The organism is Joostella atrarenae (genome assembly GCF_021764745.1).
GTDB classification, from domain to species: domain Bacteria; phylum Bacteroidota; class Bacteroidia; order Flavobacteriales; family Flavobacteriaceae; genus Galbibacter; species Galbibacter atrarenae.
Window position 1 is genome coordinate 394,364 of the sequence record NZ_JAETXX010000002.1, and the last position, 15,679, is coordinate 410,042.

Genomic DNA, 15,679 nt, shown 5'->3' on the forward strand with positions numbered 1-15,679 from the left:
TATCTAAAAAAAAAGAGTTTTAGATCCCATTTTCTATAGAATTATAAGCGTTAATATTTTCCTTTCATCATATACTCCCTTCGGTATTAAAGCTTAAAACCTTAACTTTGCGGTTTTGTATTATATATGGCAAATTTTGAAGAAAATATAGTGGTAAAAGGCGCTAGAGTCCATAACCTTAAAAATATAGATGTTACCATCCCCAGAGAAAAGCTTGTTGTTATTACAGGTCTTTCTGGGAGCGGTAAATCCTCATTAGCATTCGATACTATTTATGCAGAAGGTCAACGTCGGTACATAGAAACATTTTCGGCTTATGCCCGCCAATTTCTTGGAGGTTTGGAGCGTCCGGATGTAGATAAAATTGACGGATTATCTCCTGTTATTGCAATCGAGCAAAAAACGACTTCTAAATCTCCTCGTTCTACAGTAGGAACGATCACTGAGATATACGACTTCTTACGTTTGTTATTTGCGAGAGCAGCAGATGCCTACAGTTACAATACTGGAGATAAAATGGTAAGCTATAGCGATGAGCAAATAAAAGAGCTTATTATTGAAGAATACAGCGGTAAGCGCATAAATATATTAGCGCCCGTTATCCGCAGTAGAAAAGGTCATTATCGTGAATTATTTGAGCAAATAGCAAAGCAGGGATTTGTAAAAGTACGTGTAGATGGAGAGATTCTCGACATCATAAAAGGAATGAAAGTGGATCGCTACAAAGTGCATGATATTGAAACAGTTATCGATAGAATGCAAATTGATGATAGCGAAAACACTTCCAAACGCCTAAGTGAGAGCATAAACACTGCTATGTATCACGGAGATGATGTACTCATGGTTATAGATCATGACACGAATGAAGCTCGCTTTTTCAGTAGAAATCTTATGTGTCCTTCTTCAGGAATATCATATCCTAATCCTGAACCTAATACATTCTCTTTCAACTCTCCAAAAGGGATGTGCCCTACTTGCAGTGGTTTAGGGAGAATACATGAAGTAAACCTTGAGAAGATTATCCCTAATGATAAAATCAGTATTAAAAAAGGAGGAATAGCACCTTTAGGAGAATATAAAAAGTCATGGATCTTTAAGCAACTGGAGGTTATAGCGCAACGCTATGAATTCGAATTAACGGATGCTATTAGTGAGATTCCTAAAGAAGCTATGGATATGATTCTTAATGGTGGAAACGAAAAGTTTTCCGTAGAATCTAAGACTCTTGGGATTACTCGCGATTATAAAATTGATTTTGAAGGGATTATAAGCTTTATAAAAAATCAATTCGAAGAAAGTCAATCCACTTCTATTCGTAGATGGGCAAAAGGATTTATGGATAAAGTAGATTGCCCTACTTGCGAAGGAAGTCGTTTAAGAAAAGAATCGCTATATTTTAAGGTGAATGAAAAGAATATTGCAGATCTATCTTCTATGGACATGATAGAACTTGCTGGTTTTTTCAAAAATTTACCAAAAGACCTTTCTGAAAAGCAATTAAAAATCGGAGAAGAGATTTTAAAAGAGATTAAAGCTCGTATTAATTTCTTACTCGATGTAGGCCTTGATTACCTTTCTCTAAATAGGAGCTCAAAATCACTTTCTGGAGGGGAAGCACAAAGAATCCGACTAGCAACACAAATTGGTTCGCAATTGGTGGGCGTTTTATATATTTTGGATGAACCTAGTATCGGGTTACACCAAAGGGATAACGACCGACTCATAAAATCATTAGAATCTTTAAGAGATATCGGGAACTCTGTAATTGTTGTAGAGCACGATAAGGACATGATCGAGCGCGCTGATCATGTTATTGACATCGGTCCGAAAGCAGGTAAACTTGGAGGAGAGATAATTTCTGAAGGCCCTCCTTCTGAATTAAAAAAATACAATACACTTACCGCTGATTATATTACGGGTAAAAAAGAAATAGAAGTTCCTGAAGAACGGAGAAAAGGAAACGGGAACTCCATCCTTTTAAAAGGATGTACTGGAAATAATTTAAAAAAGGTGAATGCCGAATTTCCTCTAGGATTAATGATTGGTGTTACTGGAGTTTCAGGAAGTGGAAAGTCTACATTAATTAATGAGACCCTCTACCCTATTTTAAATGCTCATTTTTTCAATGGTGTAAAAATTCCTATGCCATATAAAAGCATTAAAGGTTTAGAGCACATCGATAAGGTAATTGATATTAATCAATCTCCCATTGGAAGAACTCCCCGCTCTAATCCTGCTACTTACACAGGTGTTTTTAGTGAAATAAGAACTTTATTCACTCAAACTCCAGAGGCTATGATTCGCGGTTATAAGCCTGGGAGATTTAGTTTTAATGTAAAAGGAGGAAGATGTGAAACTTGCCAAGGTGCAGGTGTAAGAGTAATCGAAATGAATTTCTTACCAGACGTTACCGTAGCTTGTGAGACATGTAATGGTAAACGCTTTAATAGAGAGACTTTAGAAATAAGATTCAAAGGAAAGTCTATTTCCGACGTTTTAGAAATGACTATTGATGAGGCTGTAGATTTCTTTGAGAACATCCCGAAAATATATCGTAAATTAGCTACATTGAAAGATGTAGGTTTAGGATATATAACACTCGGACAGCAATCTACTACACTTTCTGGTGGAGAAGCACAACGTGTGAAATTAGCCACAGAACTCTCTAAAAAAGACACTGGGAATACTTTTTATATCTTAGATGAGCCTACAACAGGGTTACATTTTGAAGATATTAATGTTTTAATGGGAGTTCTAAACGCATTAACAGATAAAGGGAACACAGTATTGATTATCGAACATAATTTAGATGTTATTAAAATGGTCGATCATATTATTGATATTGGCCCTGAAGGTGGTAAAGGCGGAGGGAAAGTTATTGTTTCTGGCACTCCTGAAGAAGTAGCGAAGCATAAAAAGAGTTATACCGCTAAATATCTAAAGAAAGAACTGAGGTGAATAAATAGTTTAAGTAACTGCTTTAATTAAATATAAGTCAGTTATTTAATTAATTATAAAATAATTAAGAATGAGAAAAGAACAACATTTTAAAGGATGGAATGGTATAAAGACAAATGACTCATGGGCTATTTTTAAAATCATGGGAGAGTTTGTTAGCGGATTTGAAAAAATGAGTAAAATCGGTCCTTGCGTTTCTATTTTTGGTTCAGCAAGAACTAAACCAGATCATAAATATTACCAATTATCAGAAAGAATCGCTCAAAAGATAGTGGAGTCTGGATATGGTGTAATTACTGGTGGTGGTCCTGGTATTATGGAAGCAGGAAATAAGGGCGCTCATTTAGCAGGTGGAACTTCTGTAGGATTAAACATCGATTTACCTTTTGAACAACATGATAATCCTTATATAGACAGTGATAAAAGCTTAGATTTTGATTATTTCTTTGTGCGTAAGGTAATGTTTGTAAAATACTCACAAGGCTTTGTAGTAATGCCTGGTGGTTTTGGAACATTAGATGAACTTTTTGAAGCTATGACGCTTATACAAACAAAGAAAATAGCTATGTTCCCTATTATTCTTGTTGGGACTGATTTCTGGGGCGGATTAATGGATTGGGTAAAGACTACCTTACTAGAAGCTAATAACAACATTAGTGAAGGCGATTTAGACCTTATTAAGCTTGTTGACACCGAAGATGAAGTTATTGAGATTCTTGATAGTTTCTATAAAAAGTCAAATTTAAGCCCTAATTTCTAGGATTAGATTTCAACAGAAAAAACTTTTATAAAAAATATAGATTATACCTGAACATCATCAGTTGATGCTTCAGGTATTCTTTTATCCCTACGATATTCAGAATAAACCATTGTAAACTCTGCTCCCATAAAAAATATGAGGCCTGTGTAATACACCCACAACAATATTAAAACCACAGAACTTGCTCCTCCATAAACAGAAGCTGGCGACGCTTGTCCGAAGTAATAACCTATAGCTGTTTTACCCAGTAAAAACAATAATGTTGTTACGGAAGCCCCTATCAACGCAGTCTTCCATTTAATTCGTTTGTTTGGTAAAAACCTATAAATAGCTCCAAACAACACAGTTATCACCACTAAAGAAACTGTAAAATTAAGTCCGCTAACAATAATGGTTGCCGCTTGTGGATAGTAATTCTCTACATAATTATTAAGAACTGAAATTACTGCAGAAACCATCAATGAAATGATCAATAAAAAACCTATCGCCATTATCATTCCAAAAGAAATAAGACGATCTACAACCATTTTTTTAAAGGTCGAATTATCTTCTTCAGCCTCAAAAATTGTATTTAGGGTCTTCTGTAATTGAAAAAATACCCCCGTTGCACCAAAAACCAACGTAGCTGAACTAATTATAATATTCATAGTAGAATTACTATCAATACTAGCGCTACTTATCATCCCTTCGATAGCTTTTGCTGTATCATAACCGATTAAACTAGATAACTCTTGCGTAACTCGCCCCTGCACAGCGTCTCTACCGAAAAAGATACTTGTTACCCAAATAACAATTAAGAGTAATGACGGTAAAGAAAACAAGGTGTAATAGGCTATAACAGCACTTTTAGCAAAGGGATCTAAATCCAACCATCGTAAAAATGTCTCTTTTATGATTTTAATGCTGGTTTTTATATTCATCAAATACAGGTTATACATCCACTAAGTTAATTATAATTTCGAACAAGAAAAAGGCTGCTAAATAATCTTAAAAGAATTACTTAACAGCCTTTATAATATTTATTGTAAATGATTAAGCAGAGTTTCTACTTGCATTTATATTTCCAAATAAAGAACGTGTAACCATACGCTCATATATTTCTAGAAGCTCAGGATCTACATCGCTATCTTTAGCATTAAGCTCCTGGATTTGTCTAAGTGCAAATTGTTGAATTGTAAGTAATGGCAATACAATTTTCTCTCTCACCTGAATAGAAGCTCTCATAGAACGTGTATCTTCCATCAACTCAGAATAACCAGTCAATTTCAATAACATCGCTTTACTACGCTCAAATTCATCATGAATAATTATCCAAAATTCACCAAACTCCTTATCATCTTGCATGTATGCTGTAAGCTTAAAGAAAGATTTCGTTAAACTCATCATACTGTTTTCTAGCAACGTTCTAAAGAATGCAGAATTTTGATATAGCGATTTTACTTTTTCAAATTCATTATTATCTACAAACTCCTGAATAGCAGTTCCTACTCCGTAAAAACCAGGAACATTTTGCTTCAACTGACTCCAACTTCCAACGAAAGGAATCGCTCTTAGGTCTGAAAATACTAACTCATCAGACTTACCTCTTTTAGAAGGTCTACTTCCAATATTTGTTTTAGCATAGTACTTTAAAGTACTCATCCTTTCTAAGTAAGGTAAGAATTTAGGATGATTTTTAAAGTCAACATAAGCGCCATAACTAATTCCCGCTAACCTATTCATAGTATCTCGATCTTCTTCACTCAAGATATCTTTTTCATTAGTGAATACGTTATTTGCAATCCCAGAACTTATTAGCTGTTCTATATTATACTGACAAGATTCTGGCGTTCCAAAGTTAGAACTAATAGTTTGTCCTTGTATTGTAAGCTGAACTTCTTCATTTTCTATTGAAGGTCCTAAAGAAGCATAGAATTGATGTGTTTTTCCTCCTCCACGTGCAGGTGGTCCACCTCTACCATCAAAGAAAACAACGGTAATACCATATTCTCTAGAAATTGCAGTTAAAGCTTCTTTGGCTTTATAAATACTCCAATTCGCCATTAAATACCCACCATCTTTAGTTCCGTCAGAGAAACCTAGCATAATTGTCTGCTTATTCCCTCTACGTTTAAGATGTGCAGCATACGACTTGTTTGTATAAAGCGTTCTCATTACGTTATGAGCATCTTCAAGATCATCTACAGTTTCAAAAAGAGGCACAACATCTGTTGTTGGCTTCTCCCAATCACACATACGGATCATTGCAAAAGCCTCCATAACATTAAGCACACTTCCGTTGTTACTTATAATATATCTATTACAACCCATTTCGCCATTATTCTTCTGAATGGTTTTCATAGCATAAATAGATTCCAACGTACTTCTACTCATTTCGTGCTTAAATAAGCTAGGATTTACTTTACCAACAACCTTACTTAAGGCTTTAATCTGTTGCTCTTCATCCAGCTTCTCATAATCTTTAGGGAAAATATCAAGTCCCATTTCTAAAGACTCCTTAACGATATTAGATAATACATTATGATGTACTCTAGAATCTTGACGAATATCTAGTGAAGCGAAATGGAAACCAAACAACTTCATCTTATTAATAAGGTCGCTTATTTCTTCTACAAATAAAGATTGATGCTTCGTTACAAGAATCTCTCTTATTTCTAGTAGCGTCCCCATAGTCTCCTCAAGCGTAATTGTAGTCCTTCCACTTTCTAAGAAGATATTTTCATACAACTTAGACTCTAAATTTGCAATAAGCTTATCTACGTAGTTAAAAGTTATTCTACGACGTAGCTTTCTAACATCGCGGTAATAGTTCTTTAAAACCGTGCTTCTTAGCCTATCTGCAACTTTTAGAGTAATATCTGTAGTTACAAATGGATTCCCATCTCTATCTCCTCCAGGCCAAAAACCTAGATTTAATACTTGGTTATTTAATTCTGTGTCTCCAAAAATATTGTCTTGGATATAATCAAAAATCTGACTAGCAGATTCATAGAATACATTTTGCAGATACCATATTAAGCTTACCGCTTCATCAAAAGGAGTTGGTTTTTCCTTTTTGAAAAATGGAGTCTTCCCTAGTTGGGCAAGTAACTTCTTAATAAGGTTTAAATCATTCTCTCTAATAGCTTTAGATAGATCGGTAATAATACCTAATACAGAACCTGGATAAAACTGCGTTGGATGCGCCGTTAAAACAGGTCGTACTTTAAAATGCTCTAAGTAAGCTTTTAATTCAGGCATTTTATTTTTAGCTTCCGCCTCTTCCTTTACATTTCGCAAGGTTCCTCTCCCATTCATATTATTTACAATAGGGAAAGTTGCATCTTCAATAGCATCAAATAATACTACTTGTCTTTCTATATACTGAATAAATCTAAAGAGAAGATCAAATTTGTCTGAATCAGCAGGCTTTTCGTTGTAGTATTTTTCAAAAAAGTCACCTACAATATCTGATGGATTTTTATTATCCGCATATCCCTTTTCACAAATTTCGGAAAATAGCGGTAATAAAGCTCCAGTATTCCTTATCTCATCAAAAGGTAATGTGATAAAAATACTATTGTAGATTTGATATCTTGATAAAACACTTTCATTAAATCGATCAATCTTTGGTTTTCTTAGCATAAAATTTTTCTGTTTTATGTAAAAATACAAAAAACCCTCTCAAAACAAGGCTTAAGAGGGCATAATTAATGTTATTAAACAGAAATCCTACAAATCGTTAAAAATAGTATGCATAAGACGGCGTTTGTCGTTTATACTCTCCTCTAAAGAGATCATAGTCTCCGTTCTAGAGACACCATCAATATCATCTACTTTAAAAATAATATCTTTTGCATGTTTTGTGTCTTTCGCACGAATCTTACAGAAGATGTTAAACTTACCTGTAGTAATATGAGCTACTGTTATATAAGGAATCTGATTAAGTCGTTCTAAAACAAACTTTGTTTGATGCGTTTTCTCAAGGAAAATCCCTACGTATGCTATAAAAGAATACCCTAACTTAACATAATCTAATGTCAAAGAAGAACCTCTTATAATTCCAGCATCTTCCATTTTCTTAACTCTAACATGAACCGTACCAGCAGATATAAGTAATTTCTTTGCTATATCTGTAAATGGAGTTCTGGTATTATCTATCAACATATCAAGGATTTGATGATCTACCTCGTCTAATTTAAACTTTGCCATACTTTTTTTAATATCTTTAAATATTATGCAAAAAAAATAAAAAAAAATGAATTATTCACAATCAGGGAGTAATTATTTTTTTAACGTTTCTTGAATATCTTTAAATTTTCTTCAGAAATTCTGTTAAATAACTGCTATTTAACTCATACACCGGTATAGGGTTAATTTCTATGTTACTCATATCTAATTCTTTATGTCCGAAGTAATGTAAATCCTCTTCAACATGCTCTATTGTAGGCATAAACTCCACTTTACCATTAATTAACGTTTCCTTAAAGAATACCGCAACATCTTTATGTACTAACTTATCTTTTTCTGAAATAGGAAACTTCCTTAAAATAATGTCATAAAACAACTTCTCATTTGATGGGATCTCAAAATAATCATGGTACTTCCCTCCTGTTACTTCATTATCTCCCATATAAACCAATGCTGTAACTAATGAAAAAGCAATGTGTTTACGAGTTTCCTCTCTCATATAATCATTATGATAATGCCCTGACTCAAATAATATAGTTGGAACCCCTAAGGACTGAAAAGTATCCCCTACACAATTCAAATTAAAGCCATCGTCGTACCTACCTACTTGTTTAGGTATAAATTGTTGCAGCATTTTATTCATCGCCACAATGATCTCCATACTCTTCTTTCTGTAAGGAGTAACCTTTCGTTCTTTATCCTCTGCAGGCGTTAAAAATGACACTGTAGCTGAACGCTTGTGCTTTCCAGCGCTGAAAATAGTACGTTGATCATGTAGATTAAAGCAATAATCAGGCTGGAAAGCATCAAAAACAGCTCTTAACACTCTACTTTCAGGCTGAGATTGATTCTGGGCATCCCTATTAAGGTCAACCTCATTACTATTTACACGCGTATAAGCCAATGCTCCATCTGGATTTAGCATTGGTATGATGCATAGCGTAAAATTGTTGTTTATATAAGTACCAAACTCCTTATTACTATCAATAAACTTTAATAGATCGAATACAGCTTTTGTGGTGGTCGATTCATTTCCGTGCATCTGAGACCACATTAAAATCTTTCTTTTCCCAGAACCGATTTCAATACTGTGAATTGGATTCCCTAAAACAGATGTTCCCAATAAGGTAACTTTATATTTTTCCTGATACTCCTTAATTAAAGGGGCAATCATTTTATGTGTAATATATCTGTCTGCTATTCTCGTATCTAAATACTCGTTGTAGTTCTCTGTAAAATGTGTCGTAAAATTCATAGTAACTTTTATGGTTTACAAATGTAAAATTATAATTGTTTACAATAATAAACAACCCAAATATACATTTGTAAACAGATATAGATAGCATTAGTGATAAAATGTATACACTTGTAAACGTACAATTCTATTTAATCAACTTAAATTACTTATTAAATCATAAAATATTGTTTTCTAGTCCATTATATCTTATTATTTAAAGTATTAGATTATAATTGACATGTGTTATCCACTTATATTTGCATATGAACTCAGTTATGTTTACATTTGTAACAACTTAACTATACAAACATTAGTTTACAATGGTAAACAAGGAAGAATTTATTAAAAGACTAGAAAAAGTGTTGGAGTTTTACGACTTATCAGCCTCATCTTTTGCAGATAAAATTGGTGTACAACGCTCTTCTATCTCTCATATATTATCTGGTAGAAACAATCCGAGTTTAGATTTTGTGATGAAGATTCTTCAAAATTTTCCTGATGTGGAATTATATTGGCTCTTAAATGGTAAGGGTAATTTCCCTCCTAACGAAGATCAACATACGCCAACTCTCCCAAAGGAAAATATTATCCCAGCAGAAAAAACGAATGTTGATTCTAACGAAACTATTAAAACTGAAATTCCTCCTGCTATAAATAATACCTTTCCTATTTCTGAAAAAAATGAAATCGCTCGTATTGTAGTTTTTTATAAGAATGGTACCTTTGAAGAATACAAAAACAAACAATAGATGAGACTTTCTATTTTAGCTTGCATTCTTTTAATCACACTTACTTCTTGTTATCAAAGAGAACGAAACTGTAAAGATTTTAAAACTGGAGAATTCGAATTTACTTATACTTTAGATGGTGTAGAGAAGAAAAGTAGGTTTATACGAAATGATACTTTAGAAATTGATTATTACGAAAATCGAATTGATACAAATTCTATCCGTTGGATAAATGATTGTGAGTTTATCGTTAAAAAAATGAATCCTACTTCTATGAAAGATTCCAAAGCTATCCATATGAAAATATTAGCTACGGAAAAAGACTCTTATATTTTTGAATTTTCAGCTGTTGGAGATCAGAAAAATAAATTTAAAGGAACGGCCACTAAGATTAAATAAAATAATTTACCCTAAAAAAAGCCCTTGTTTTTACTTAAAAGTATAGAACAAGGGCTTTTATATGACTATAGGTTTGAAATAAGATTACTTTTCACTTCTAATAATCTTTAATATTCTACTGTACATTATTTCTGACTATACCTCTAAAATTTAATAAATCATTATTACTTTGATTAGTAATGGTATTTTCAATTCTATTTATCAATCAGCCTTCTATGATAATTTATCTGACCTAGATGATAGTTAAGGTGACTTAATAAATGAACTAGTAAATATTCTATCGTTTCAACATTTGGAAACTTCATGATTGGATATTCCTCCTTCAAGTCTCTCTCTGTAAGCGGACTCAACGAGTCTTCGATCATTTTTATAGTTCCTTGTACACTAACTATCAACTCGCCTCTAGGAACATCTTTTTGAGTAAATTCAAGCTCTCTATTTCTTATATAACCCGTTTCACCTATTTCTTTCCCTATGAAAGTACGTAAGTTTCCAATTAAATGCAATGCTAAATTCCCTGCTGAATTGGAAATCCCTTTTTCTACTCGCCAAATATGCTCTTCATCATTATAAAGTTCTAATTCAGTGATTAACTTATTCAAGTCTCTTTTAAAAAAGGTAATTAGCTCGTTTGGATTCATTTGTTTGATTCTTTTAAGTAAAAATATATACACTTACTCCAGATGCAGTTTTATTCAACAAGGATTTTATATATCCCTGTTTGAGTGTCCAATTCAGAATTTGATACTCTTATTTCATTATATTGAGAAAAACTACAGCAGTTTTCAGATTTTCGCTCCACATCAACATATAAGTCAAAAATATGATCTTCAGAAATATTAATATTTAGATTTACTATTTCTGTTTCCCAACCAATAGACCCAATTTGAATAAGATTAAGATTGTCTTCAGAAATAAATGTGTATGCTACAGATTGGTTATCATTCAAACTGTCCGTTATTATGATATCTTCAGGGTTATAAGTTTCATTGGTAAACAAATTTTCACCACTTGTTTTATCCAAAACTTCAAACAGGAAAGTGTTAGGAGGTGTAAAACAGTCTTGGTCACAGTTATCATCATTGTTACAACTTTGTAAAATGATAATCAATGTGAATAATAATAAATTTATTCTTTTCACTTAATGCAGTTTTAACTGGTATTGGTTGTTAAAAATACATATAAATGTTAATAATAGTCAATATAGATTCGTGTATTTATGTTATGTTTTTACATAGAGAACAATTGGAGTCTCCAACTAACTTCCCATTTTTATCAAACTCATATTTACAACATTCATTAAACTGTTTCTTCAAAATATCTTTGGCTCTCTTAATTCTAACTTTTACATTTTCAAGAGTGATTCCTAATTCTATAGCTGCATCTTTTTGTTTTAATCCTTTAATATAAATCATCTCTATTACTTGCTTATAAATATCCGGCAATTCATTTATAAACCTATCAAAACAACAGATGTGTTGGTATTTATGTGAAGAAACCTCTTTATTTACATCCAATGTATTCGAATAAACTGACTTTTCATTAAAGTAATTTGCTATTTCGTTACGTGCAATTTGATAAATCCAAGCCTTTACTTTCTCTTCTCTATCAAGGTTAGGTAAATTTTTATGGATTTTTAAGAATGTATTTTGAAAAATATCGTTTGTAGCGTCTTTACTTTTAACTTTTTTGAGAATAAAGAAATACAATTCGTCATTAAAGTTATTCCATACCTGTAGCGTTTCCATAACAAAAAAATAAATTAATAAAGGTTAGCACTTAATCTAACCTTTATTAAAATTAACAGCAATTACATTTATCACATTCGCATTTAGAGCAAGGACATTTATTTTCCAAACAATTTCCACAATTGCATTTAACGCAATCACAATTTGTGCATTTACATTTACTCATGACTTTTAGATTTATAGTTCACTAAGTAGACTAATAAACATTAAAAAAGATACATTTTTTTATCATTTTCTGTAATTTTCAATGTTATAAAGCGATTAAATACATAAAATTTCTCTTATTCGGGTACCTTTATAACTTGTCCTGTTACAGAACATGTAGACTTTACGGTGTTATACATTGTACCAAATTTTTCAATATTCTTTTTTAGGAGATCAATATTTAAATTCTCATCATCACTATAAACCTTTAAGTTGTAGTTAATCTCATCCATTCTTGGAGGTTTCTCCAATCGGATTGCTTCAACTGTTATTTCAGCCTTATCATAATTAAACTTCATCATGGTAGAAAAACGCTCTACATTTTTAAGAACACAGGCCGAAAAGGAACCCAAAAAGAGCTCCGCTGGATTTGGAAGTGTACTTTCTGCAGCTGGAATAGTTCCAAAAAGTAAATTCGATTCTTTAATTTCTATTGAAGCATTATTTTTTGAAGAGGAACTAGCAGTAACTTTATAATTCATTGCGATGTATTTACGTTAATAGCTTTAGATGTGTTTCGATTATGCAAATAATGAAACACCTAAATTTAGCAAATAAAAATTATAGTTCCCCCTATTAGCTGAAGGATTTACGTTAGTAGCTATGATTATATTAAGAGATAACTTGCAGTAGTACAGACACTTTATTTTGCATCCTTTTTTAATTTATTAGGACTGACCTTTTACTACAAAAAATTTGTTGTTCATTATTTAAGTCTTTCCTCAATAGCATTTTTATAATCTAAAAGCCTTTGCGCTATTTTTAGATTATGGTCTTTATCTGAAGTCAATCCCATAGAATCCATTTCTATTTTACTCAACTGATTTGCTATTATCTTAGTTCTTTGTTGGTAAATAGTTATTCTATATGTTGACGTGTTCCTTTATTATTCCTCTTAGATATTCAAAATCAGATTTCAAATGCGTACGATTTTTCTCGATTAGAGTAAGTAATTCAATTTTTGAGTTGTCCTTTAATAAAATAAACATTTTTCCATTAAAAGTATCCTTGTATTTATTTATTTCATATACCAAATCTTGAATATTTTCAGCATCATATTTTTTGGATTCTCTTGTTGAAAGTAATTCTATAGAATTTGGTGAAAAAACTTTTTTATACTTACTATTCTTTGATAATTTATAAGCGTTTCCAATCATTACAAAACCTGTTCCACTTAAAAGTAAAAGAATGATTCTCAAGAACAGATTCATAGGAATGTCCATTCTATTAATCAAACCCGCAAAGAAAAAGCACAGCAGAATAATTAATATTCCAACGATATATTTTACAATTACTTTTTTAGTCTTTCCAATCGTAAGTTTTTGAGCGTTCACATCATAATCAAAAATTAAATTATGTCTTTTAAATTTTAAATCTAACGTGTATAATATTTTTTTATCCATATGTCTGCATTAAGGTTTGCCAACGTTTTGTGTAAGATTTGGTTAAGAATAAAAGTATTTAAAATCTCTAATAAAGAATAAATATACTAAAAAAAGAGTATATATTTCGGGATAAAATTTAACAGTTATAAACTATATCTTATGTTGCGCCCGTTTAGAGAGTTTAAATAATGAATGATGCTTGAAAACTGTTTTTTATACGTAACGTCTTGGTCAAAATCTCTATTTTTTTCTGGTTATAAGTTTAATTATTTACAAAACCTATATTTAGATGCATTGGCAAATATCAACTTCTATTCAACCAATTTTGCCATTGAACGTATTTCTTTATTAATAATAACAGCGTTTTCCTTGTCTGTTATGATAGAACCGTGATTTGCTTCTACATAAAGTTGCTTTCCATTGGTAGATAATTCTTTGAGTTCCTCTTGCATTTCAAACCATTTTTGAGCATCCCCATACTGATCTGTAGCTGTAAAAACTAAAACAGGCAATGAATCTAATGTAGTTGTGCTACCTGCTCTAAGTAGAATGTCATTATTTATAGCATACTCTTTAAGATACCTTCTATACACATCACCAGATTGCACAAGAAGATCCATTTTACGGTTCTGGCACTCTTTTGGTAAGCCTCCATCAATAGGTTTTGAACTAGTTATTTGATTATAAACTCCCATAATTCCAAGGTCGGAAAGTATGGAAAGAGTTTTAATTAAGAATATCTGATTTTCCTCAAACAATCCATTTTCTGCCAATCGCTCCCATTGTTCTGGGTGACTCGAATCTATAAAAACCATTCCTTTTACTTCATTGGGATATAGATCTCTAAAAATCCGATTATAAGGACCACCCATAGAGTGCCCCACTAATATATAAGAAGGCTTTTCTCCGCTTTCTTCAAGCAATTCATGTAATTGGTGTGCATAAAATTCTGATGTTATACTATCTTTACTTGATTCGCTAAACCCTTTCCCTTCTCTATCATAACGCACAACTCTCATGTCTTCTTTTAATCCTTCATTAATCCAATGAAACATATCTGTATCGCCCCCTGCACCAGATTCTAATACAAGAGTTGGTAAATCATTTTTATTCCCCTCTGCTCTTATATGAAGTTTAGTTTCATTAACACTCACCAATTTCCCTGGCGGAACAGGCTTCGAACTAAATAACCGGAAGCATAAACCTGATATTAACACTAGAATAATAAACCCTACTAAAATTTTACCAATCCACTTAAGTATTTTCATTGTAGTTTTCATAAATGTTTTCAAGGAGTTTAAACAAGATTAGTTCTGTCTTAAAACACCAAATTTAACAAATAGAAGTTGGAATACCCTACTTATTGTTATGTATAAAAAATATGATAAAGCGTGTATTGAAGAATAAAAAAGCTTAGAGATTCAATTAATAGAATATCTAAGCCTAATATAAGAGTGTCTAATATTTGGAAGAAGTGATTTGCTTTTTACCTCAGTTCTTTGCTGTGTGCAGTTTTTTATTTCAGTAGCTTTTTAATATCCATTCTCTGATGTAAAATTCTAACGATTTCGACAATTTCATTTTCGACCTTTCTGTAAAAAATCAGATGTGACTTGATTTTTGATACTCGATAATTTTTTCGAGTTTGCTCCGCGGATTTTCCAATCAGATAGTTGTCCGATATAAATTCAATTTCATCAATTATCAATTCATAATATCTGTCAGCTTGCTCTTTAGACCATTTGTGAAAAGTATAAACCCAAATATCATTTAAATCATCAATCGCTTGTTTACTTATTCGGTATTGACTTATACTCATAAGTGTTTACGATGTAATTCAGCCAGGTTTTCTTTCGGATCAAAATTTTCAATAAAACCACTATTTTCTCCGACTTCAAGAGCTTTAATTAGTTCTCTTTCTTTTTTCTCTTCACGTTCTAGTAGCCGTAATGCAGAACGAATAACTTCGCTTACAGAGCCATATCTACCTGAATCTACTTCTTCTCTGATAAAATTCTCAAAATGATTTCCGAGTGATATTGATGTGTTTTTTCCCATTCGACTATAAATTTTACTCAAATATACCAAAT

16 protein-coding genes are annotated in these 15,679 nt (G+C 32.0%); 4 read left to right on the forward strand and 12 right to left on the reverse strand.

What is annotated here, in order from left to right; translation table 11 throughout:
• Positions 1-126 precede the first annotated feature (126 nt).
• Both uvrA and JM658_RS06400 read left to right on the forward strand, forming a co-directional pair.
• On the forward strand, positions 127-2,958 hold the full coding sequence (uvrA, locus tag JM658_RS06395; RefSeq protein WP_236958418.1) for an excinuclease ABC subunit UvrA: 2,832 nt from the start codon (positions 127-129) through the stop codon (positions 2,956-2,958).
• 70 nt (positions 2,959-3,028) lie between these two features.
• On the forward strand, positions 3,029-3,718 hold the full coding sequence (locus JM658_RS06400) for an LOG family protein (RefSeq protein ID WP_236958419.1): 690 nt from the start codon (positions 3,029-3,031) through the stop codon (positions 3,716-3,718).
• Between the two features lie 41 nt (positions 3,719-3,759).
• Here the strand turns inward: JM658_RS06400 and JM658_RS06405 are convergent, their stop codons facing one another.
• The 4 genes from JM658_RS06405 to JM658_RS06420 form a co-directional block, all read right to left on the reverse strand.
• Positions 3,760-4,638 (reverse strand): YihY/virulence factor BrkB family protein, encoded by an 879-nt coding sequence (locus JM658_RS06405; protein ID WP_236958420.1) that lies wholly within the window; start codon positions 4,636-4,638, stop codon positions 3,760-3,762.
• A 112-nt stretch (positions 4,639-4,750) separates the two neighbouring features.
• Positions 4,751-7,342 carry a phosphoenolpyruvate carboxylase gene (locus JM658_RS06410; RefSeq protein ID WP_236958421.1) on the reverse strand — a complete coding sequence of 864 codons (2,592 nt, stop codon included), beginning with the start codon at positions 7,340-7,342 and terminating at the stop codon, positions 4,751-4,753.
• An 87-nt stretch (positions 7,343-7,429) separates the two neighbouring features.
• Positions 7,430-7,909, reverse strand: a complete 480-nt coding sequence (locus JM658_RS06415) for an Lrp/AsnC family transcriptional regulator (RefSeq protein ID WP_236958422.1) — start codon at positions 7,907-7,909, stop codon at positions 7,430-7,432.
• Between the two features lie 100 nt (positions 7,910-8,009).
• Positions 8,010-9,143, reverse strand: coding sequence for a M14 family metallopeptidase (locus tag JM658_RS06420; RefSeq protein ID WP_236958423.1), 1,134 nt, complete (start codon positions 9,141-9,143; stop codon positions 8,010-8,012).
• Positions 9,144-9,445: 302 nt separating this feature from the next.
• On the opposite strand from JM658_RS06420, the gene JM658_RS06425 reads away from it, so the two are divergent.
• Both JM658_RS06425 and JM658_RS06430 read left to right on the forward strand, forming a co-directional pair.
• Positions 9,446-9,874, forward strand: a complete 429-nt coding sequence (locus tag JM658_RS06425) for a helix-turn-helix domain-containing protein (protein WP_236958424.1) — start codon at positions 9,446-9,448, stop codon at positions 9,872-9,874.
• Positions 9,875-10,252, forward strand: coding sequence for a hypothetical protein (locus tag JM658_RS06430; protein ID WP_236958425.1), 378 nt, complete (start codon positions 9,875-9,877; stop codon positions 10,250-10,252).
• Positions 10,253-10,446: 194 nt separating this feature from the next.
• Here JM658_RS06430 and JM658_RS06435 read toward each other — a convergent pair whose 3' ends face one another.
• The 8 genes from JM658_RS06435 to JM658_RS06470 all read right to left on the reverse strand — a co-directional run bounded on the left by JM658_RS06435 (position 10,447) and on the right by JM658_RS06470 (position 15,647).
• A complete protein-coding gene (locus tag JM658_RS06435) occupies positions 10,447-10,893 on the reverse strand; it encodes a DinB family protein (RefSeq protein WP_236958426.1) in 447 nt (148 codons plus the stop codon).
• Between the two features lie 50 nt (positions 10,894-10,943).
• Entirely contained in the window at positions 10,944-11,393 is a 450-nt protein-coding gene (locus tag JM658_RS06440; RefSeq protein WP_236958427.1) for a hypothetical protein, read from the reverse strand.
• Positions 11,394-11,469: 76 nt separating this feature from the next.
• A complete protein-coding gene (locus JM658_RS06445; protein ID WP_236958428.1) occupies positions 11,470-12,000 on the reverse strand; it encodes a sigma-70 family RNA polymerase sigma factor in 531 nt (176 codons plus the stop codon).
• A gap of 281 nt (positions 12,001-12,281) precedes the next feature.
• Positions 12,282-12,686 (reverse strand): OsmC family protein, encoded by a 405-nt coding sequence (locus tag JM658_RS06450; RefSeq protein WP_236958429.1) that lies wholly within the window; start codon positions 12,684-12,686, stop codon positions 12,282-12,284.
• Between the two features lie 381 nt (positions 12,687-13,067).
• Positions 13,068-13,607 (reverse strand): hypothetical protein, encoded by a 540-nt coding sequence (locus JM658_RS06455; protein WP_236958430.1) that lies wholly within the window; start codon positions 13,605-13,607, stop codon positions 13,068-13,070.
• Between the two features lie 293 nt (positions 13,608-13,900).
• Positions 13,901-14,857, reverse strand: coding sequence for an alpha/beta hydrolase (locus JM658_RS06460; RefSeq protein WP_236958431.1), 957 nt, complete (start codon positions 14,855-14,857; stop codon positions 13,901-13,903).
• 248 nt (positions 14,858-15,105) lie between these two features.
• Positions 15,106-15,408 carry a type II toxin-antitoxin system RelE/ParE family toxin gene (locus tag JM658_RS06465; RefSeq protein WP_236958432.1) on the reverse strand — a complete coding sequence of 101 codons (303 nt, stop codon included), beginning with the start codon at positions 15,406-15,408 and terminating at the stop codon, positions 15,106-15,108.
• Positions 15,405-15,647 (reverse strand): type II toxin-antitoxin system ParD family antitoxin, encoded by a 243-nt coding sequence (locus JM658_RS06470; protein ID WP_236958433.1) that lies wholly within the window; start codon positions 15,645-15,647, stop codon positions 15,405-15,407. The genes JM658_RS06465 and JM658_RS06470 overlap by 4 nt, the downstream gene beginning before the upstream one ends.
• Between the last annotated feature and the right edge of the window lie 32 nt (positions 15,648-15,679).

Coding starts and splice junctions, on each gene's coding strand:
- JM658_RS06455 (WP_236958430.1), bottom strand. CDS start 13,607: ATGGATAAAAAAATATTATACACGTTAGATTTAAAATTTAAAAGACAT.
- JM658_RS06405 (WP_236958420.1), bottom strand. CDS start 4,638: ATGAATATAAAAACCAGCATTAAAATCATAAAAGAGACATTTTTACGA.
- JM658_RS06460 (WP_236958431.1), bottom strand. CDS start 14,857: ATGAAAATACTTAAGTGGATTGGTAAAATTTTAGTAGGGTTTATTATT.
- JM658_RS06465 (WP_236958432.1), bottom strand. CDS start 15,408: ATGAGTATAAGTCAATACCGAATAAGTAAACAAGCGATTGATGATTTA.
- JM658_RS06450 (WP_236958429.1), bottom strand. CDS start 12,686: ATGAATTATAAAGTTACTGCTAGTTCCTCTTCAAAAAATAATGCTTCA.
- JM658_RS06445 (WP_236958428.1), bottom strand. CDS start 12,000: ATGGAAACGCTACAGGTATGGAATAACTTTAATGACGAATTGTATTTC.
- uvrA (WP_236958418.1), top strand. CDS start 127: ATGGCAAATTTTGAAGAAAATATAGTGGTAAAAGGCGCTAGAGTCCAT.
- JM658_RS06420 (WP_236958423.1), bottom strand. CDS start 9,143: ATGAATTTTACGACACATTTTACAGAGAACTACAACGAGTATTTAGAT.
- JM658_RS06435 (WP_236958426.1), bottom strand. CDS start 10,893: ATGAATCCAAACGAGCTAATTACCTTTTTTAAAAGAGACTTGAATAAG.
- JM658_RS06410 (WP_236958421.1), bottom strand. CDS start 7,342: ATGCTAAGAAAACCAAAGATTGATCGATTTAATGAAAGTGTTTTATCA.
- JM658_RS06415 (WP_236958422.1), bottom strand. CDS start 7,909: ATGGCAAAGTTTAAATTAGACGAGGTAGATCATCAAATCCTTGATATG.
- JM658_RS06425 (WP_236958424.1), top strand. CDS start 9,446: ATGGTAAACAAGGAAGAATTTATTAAAAGACTAGAAAAAGTGTTGGAG.
- JM658_RS06430 (WP_236958425.1), top strand. CDS start 9,875: ATGAGACTTTCTATTTTAGCTTGCATTCTTTTAATCACACTTACTTCT.
- JM658_RS06470 (WP_236958433.1), bottom strand. CDS start 15,647: ATGGGAAAAAACACATCAATATCACTCGGAAATCATTTTGAGAATTTT.
- JM658_RS06400 (WP_236958419.1), top strand. CDS start 3,029: ATGAGAAAAGAACAACATTTTAAAGGATGGAATGGTATAAAGACAAAT.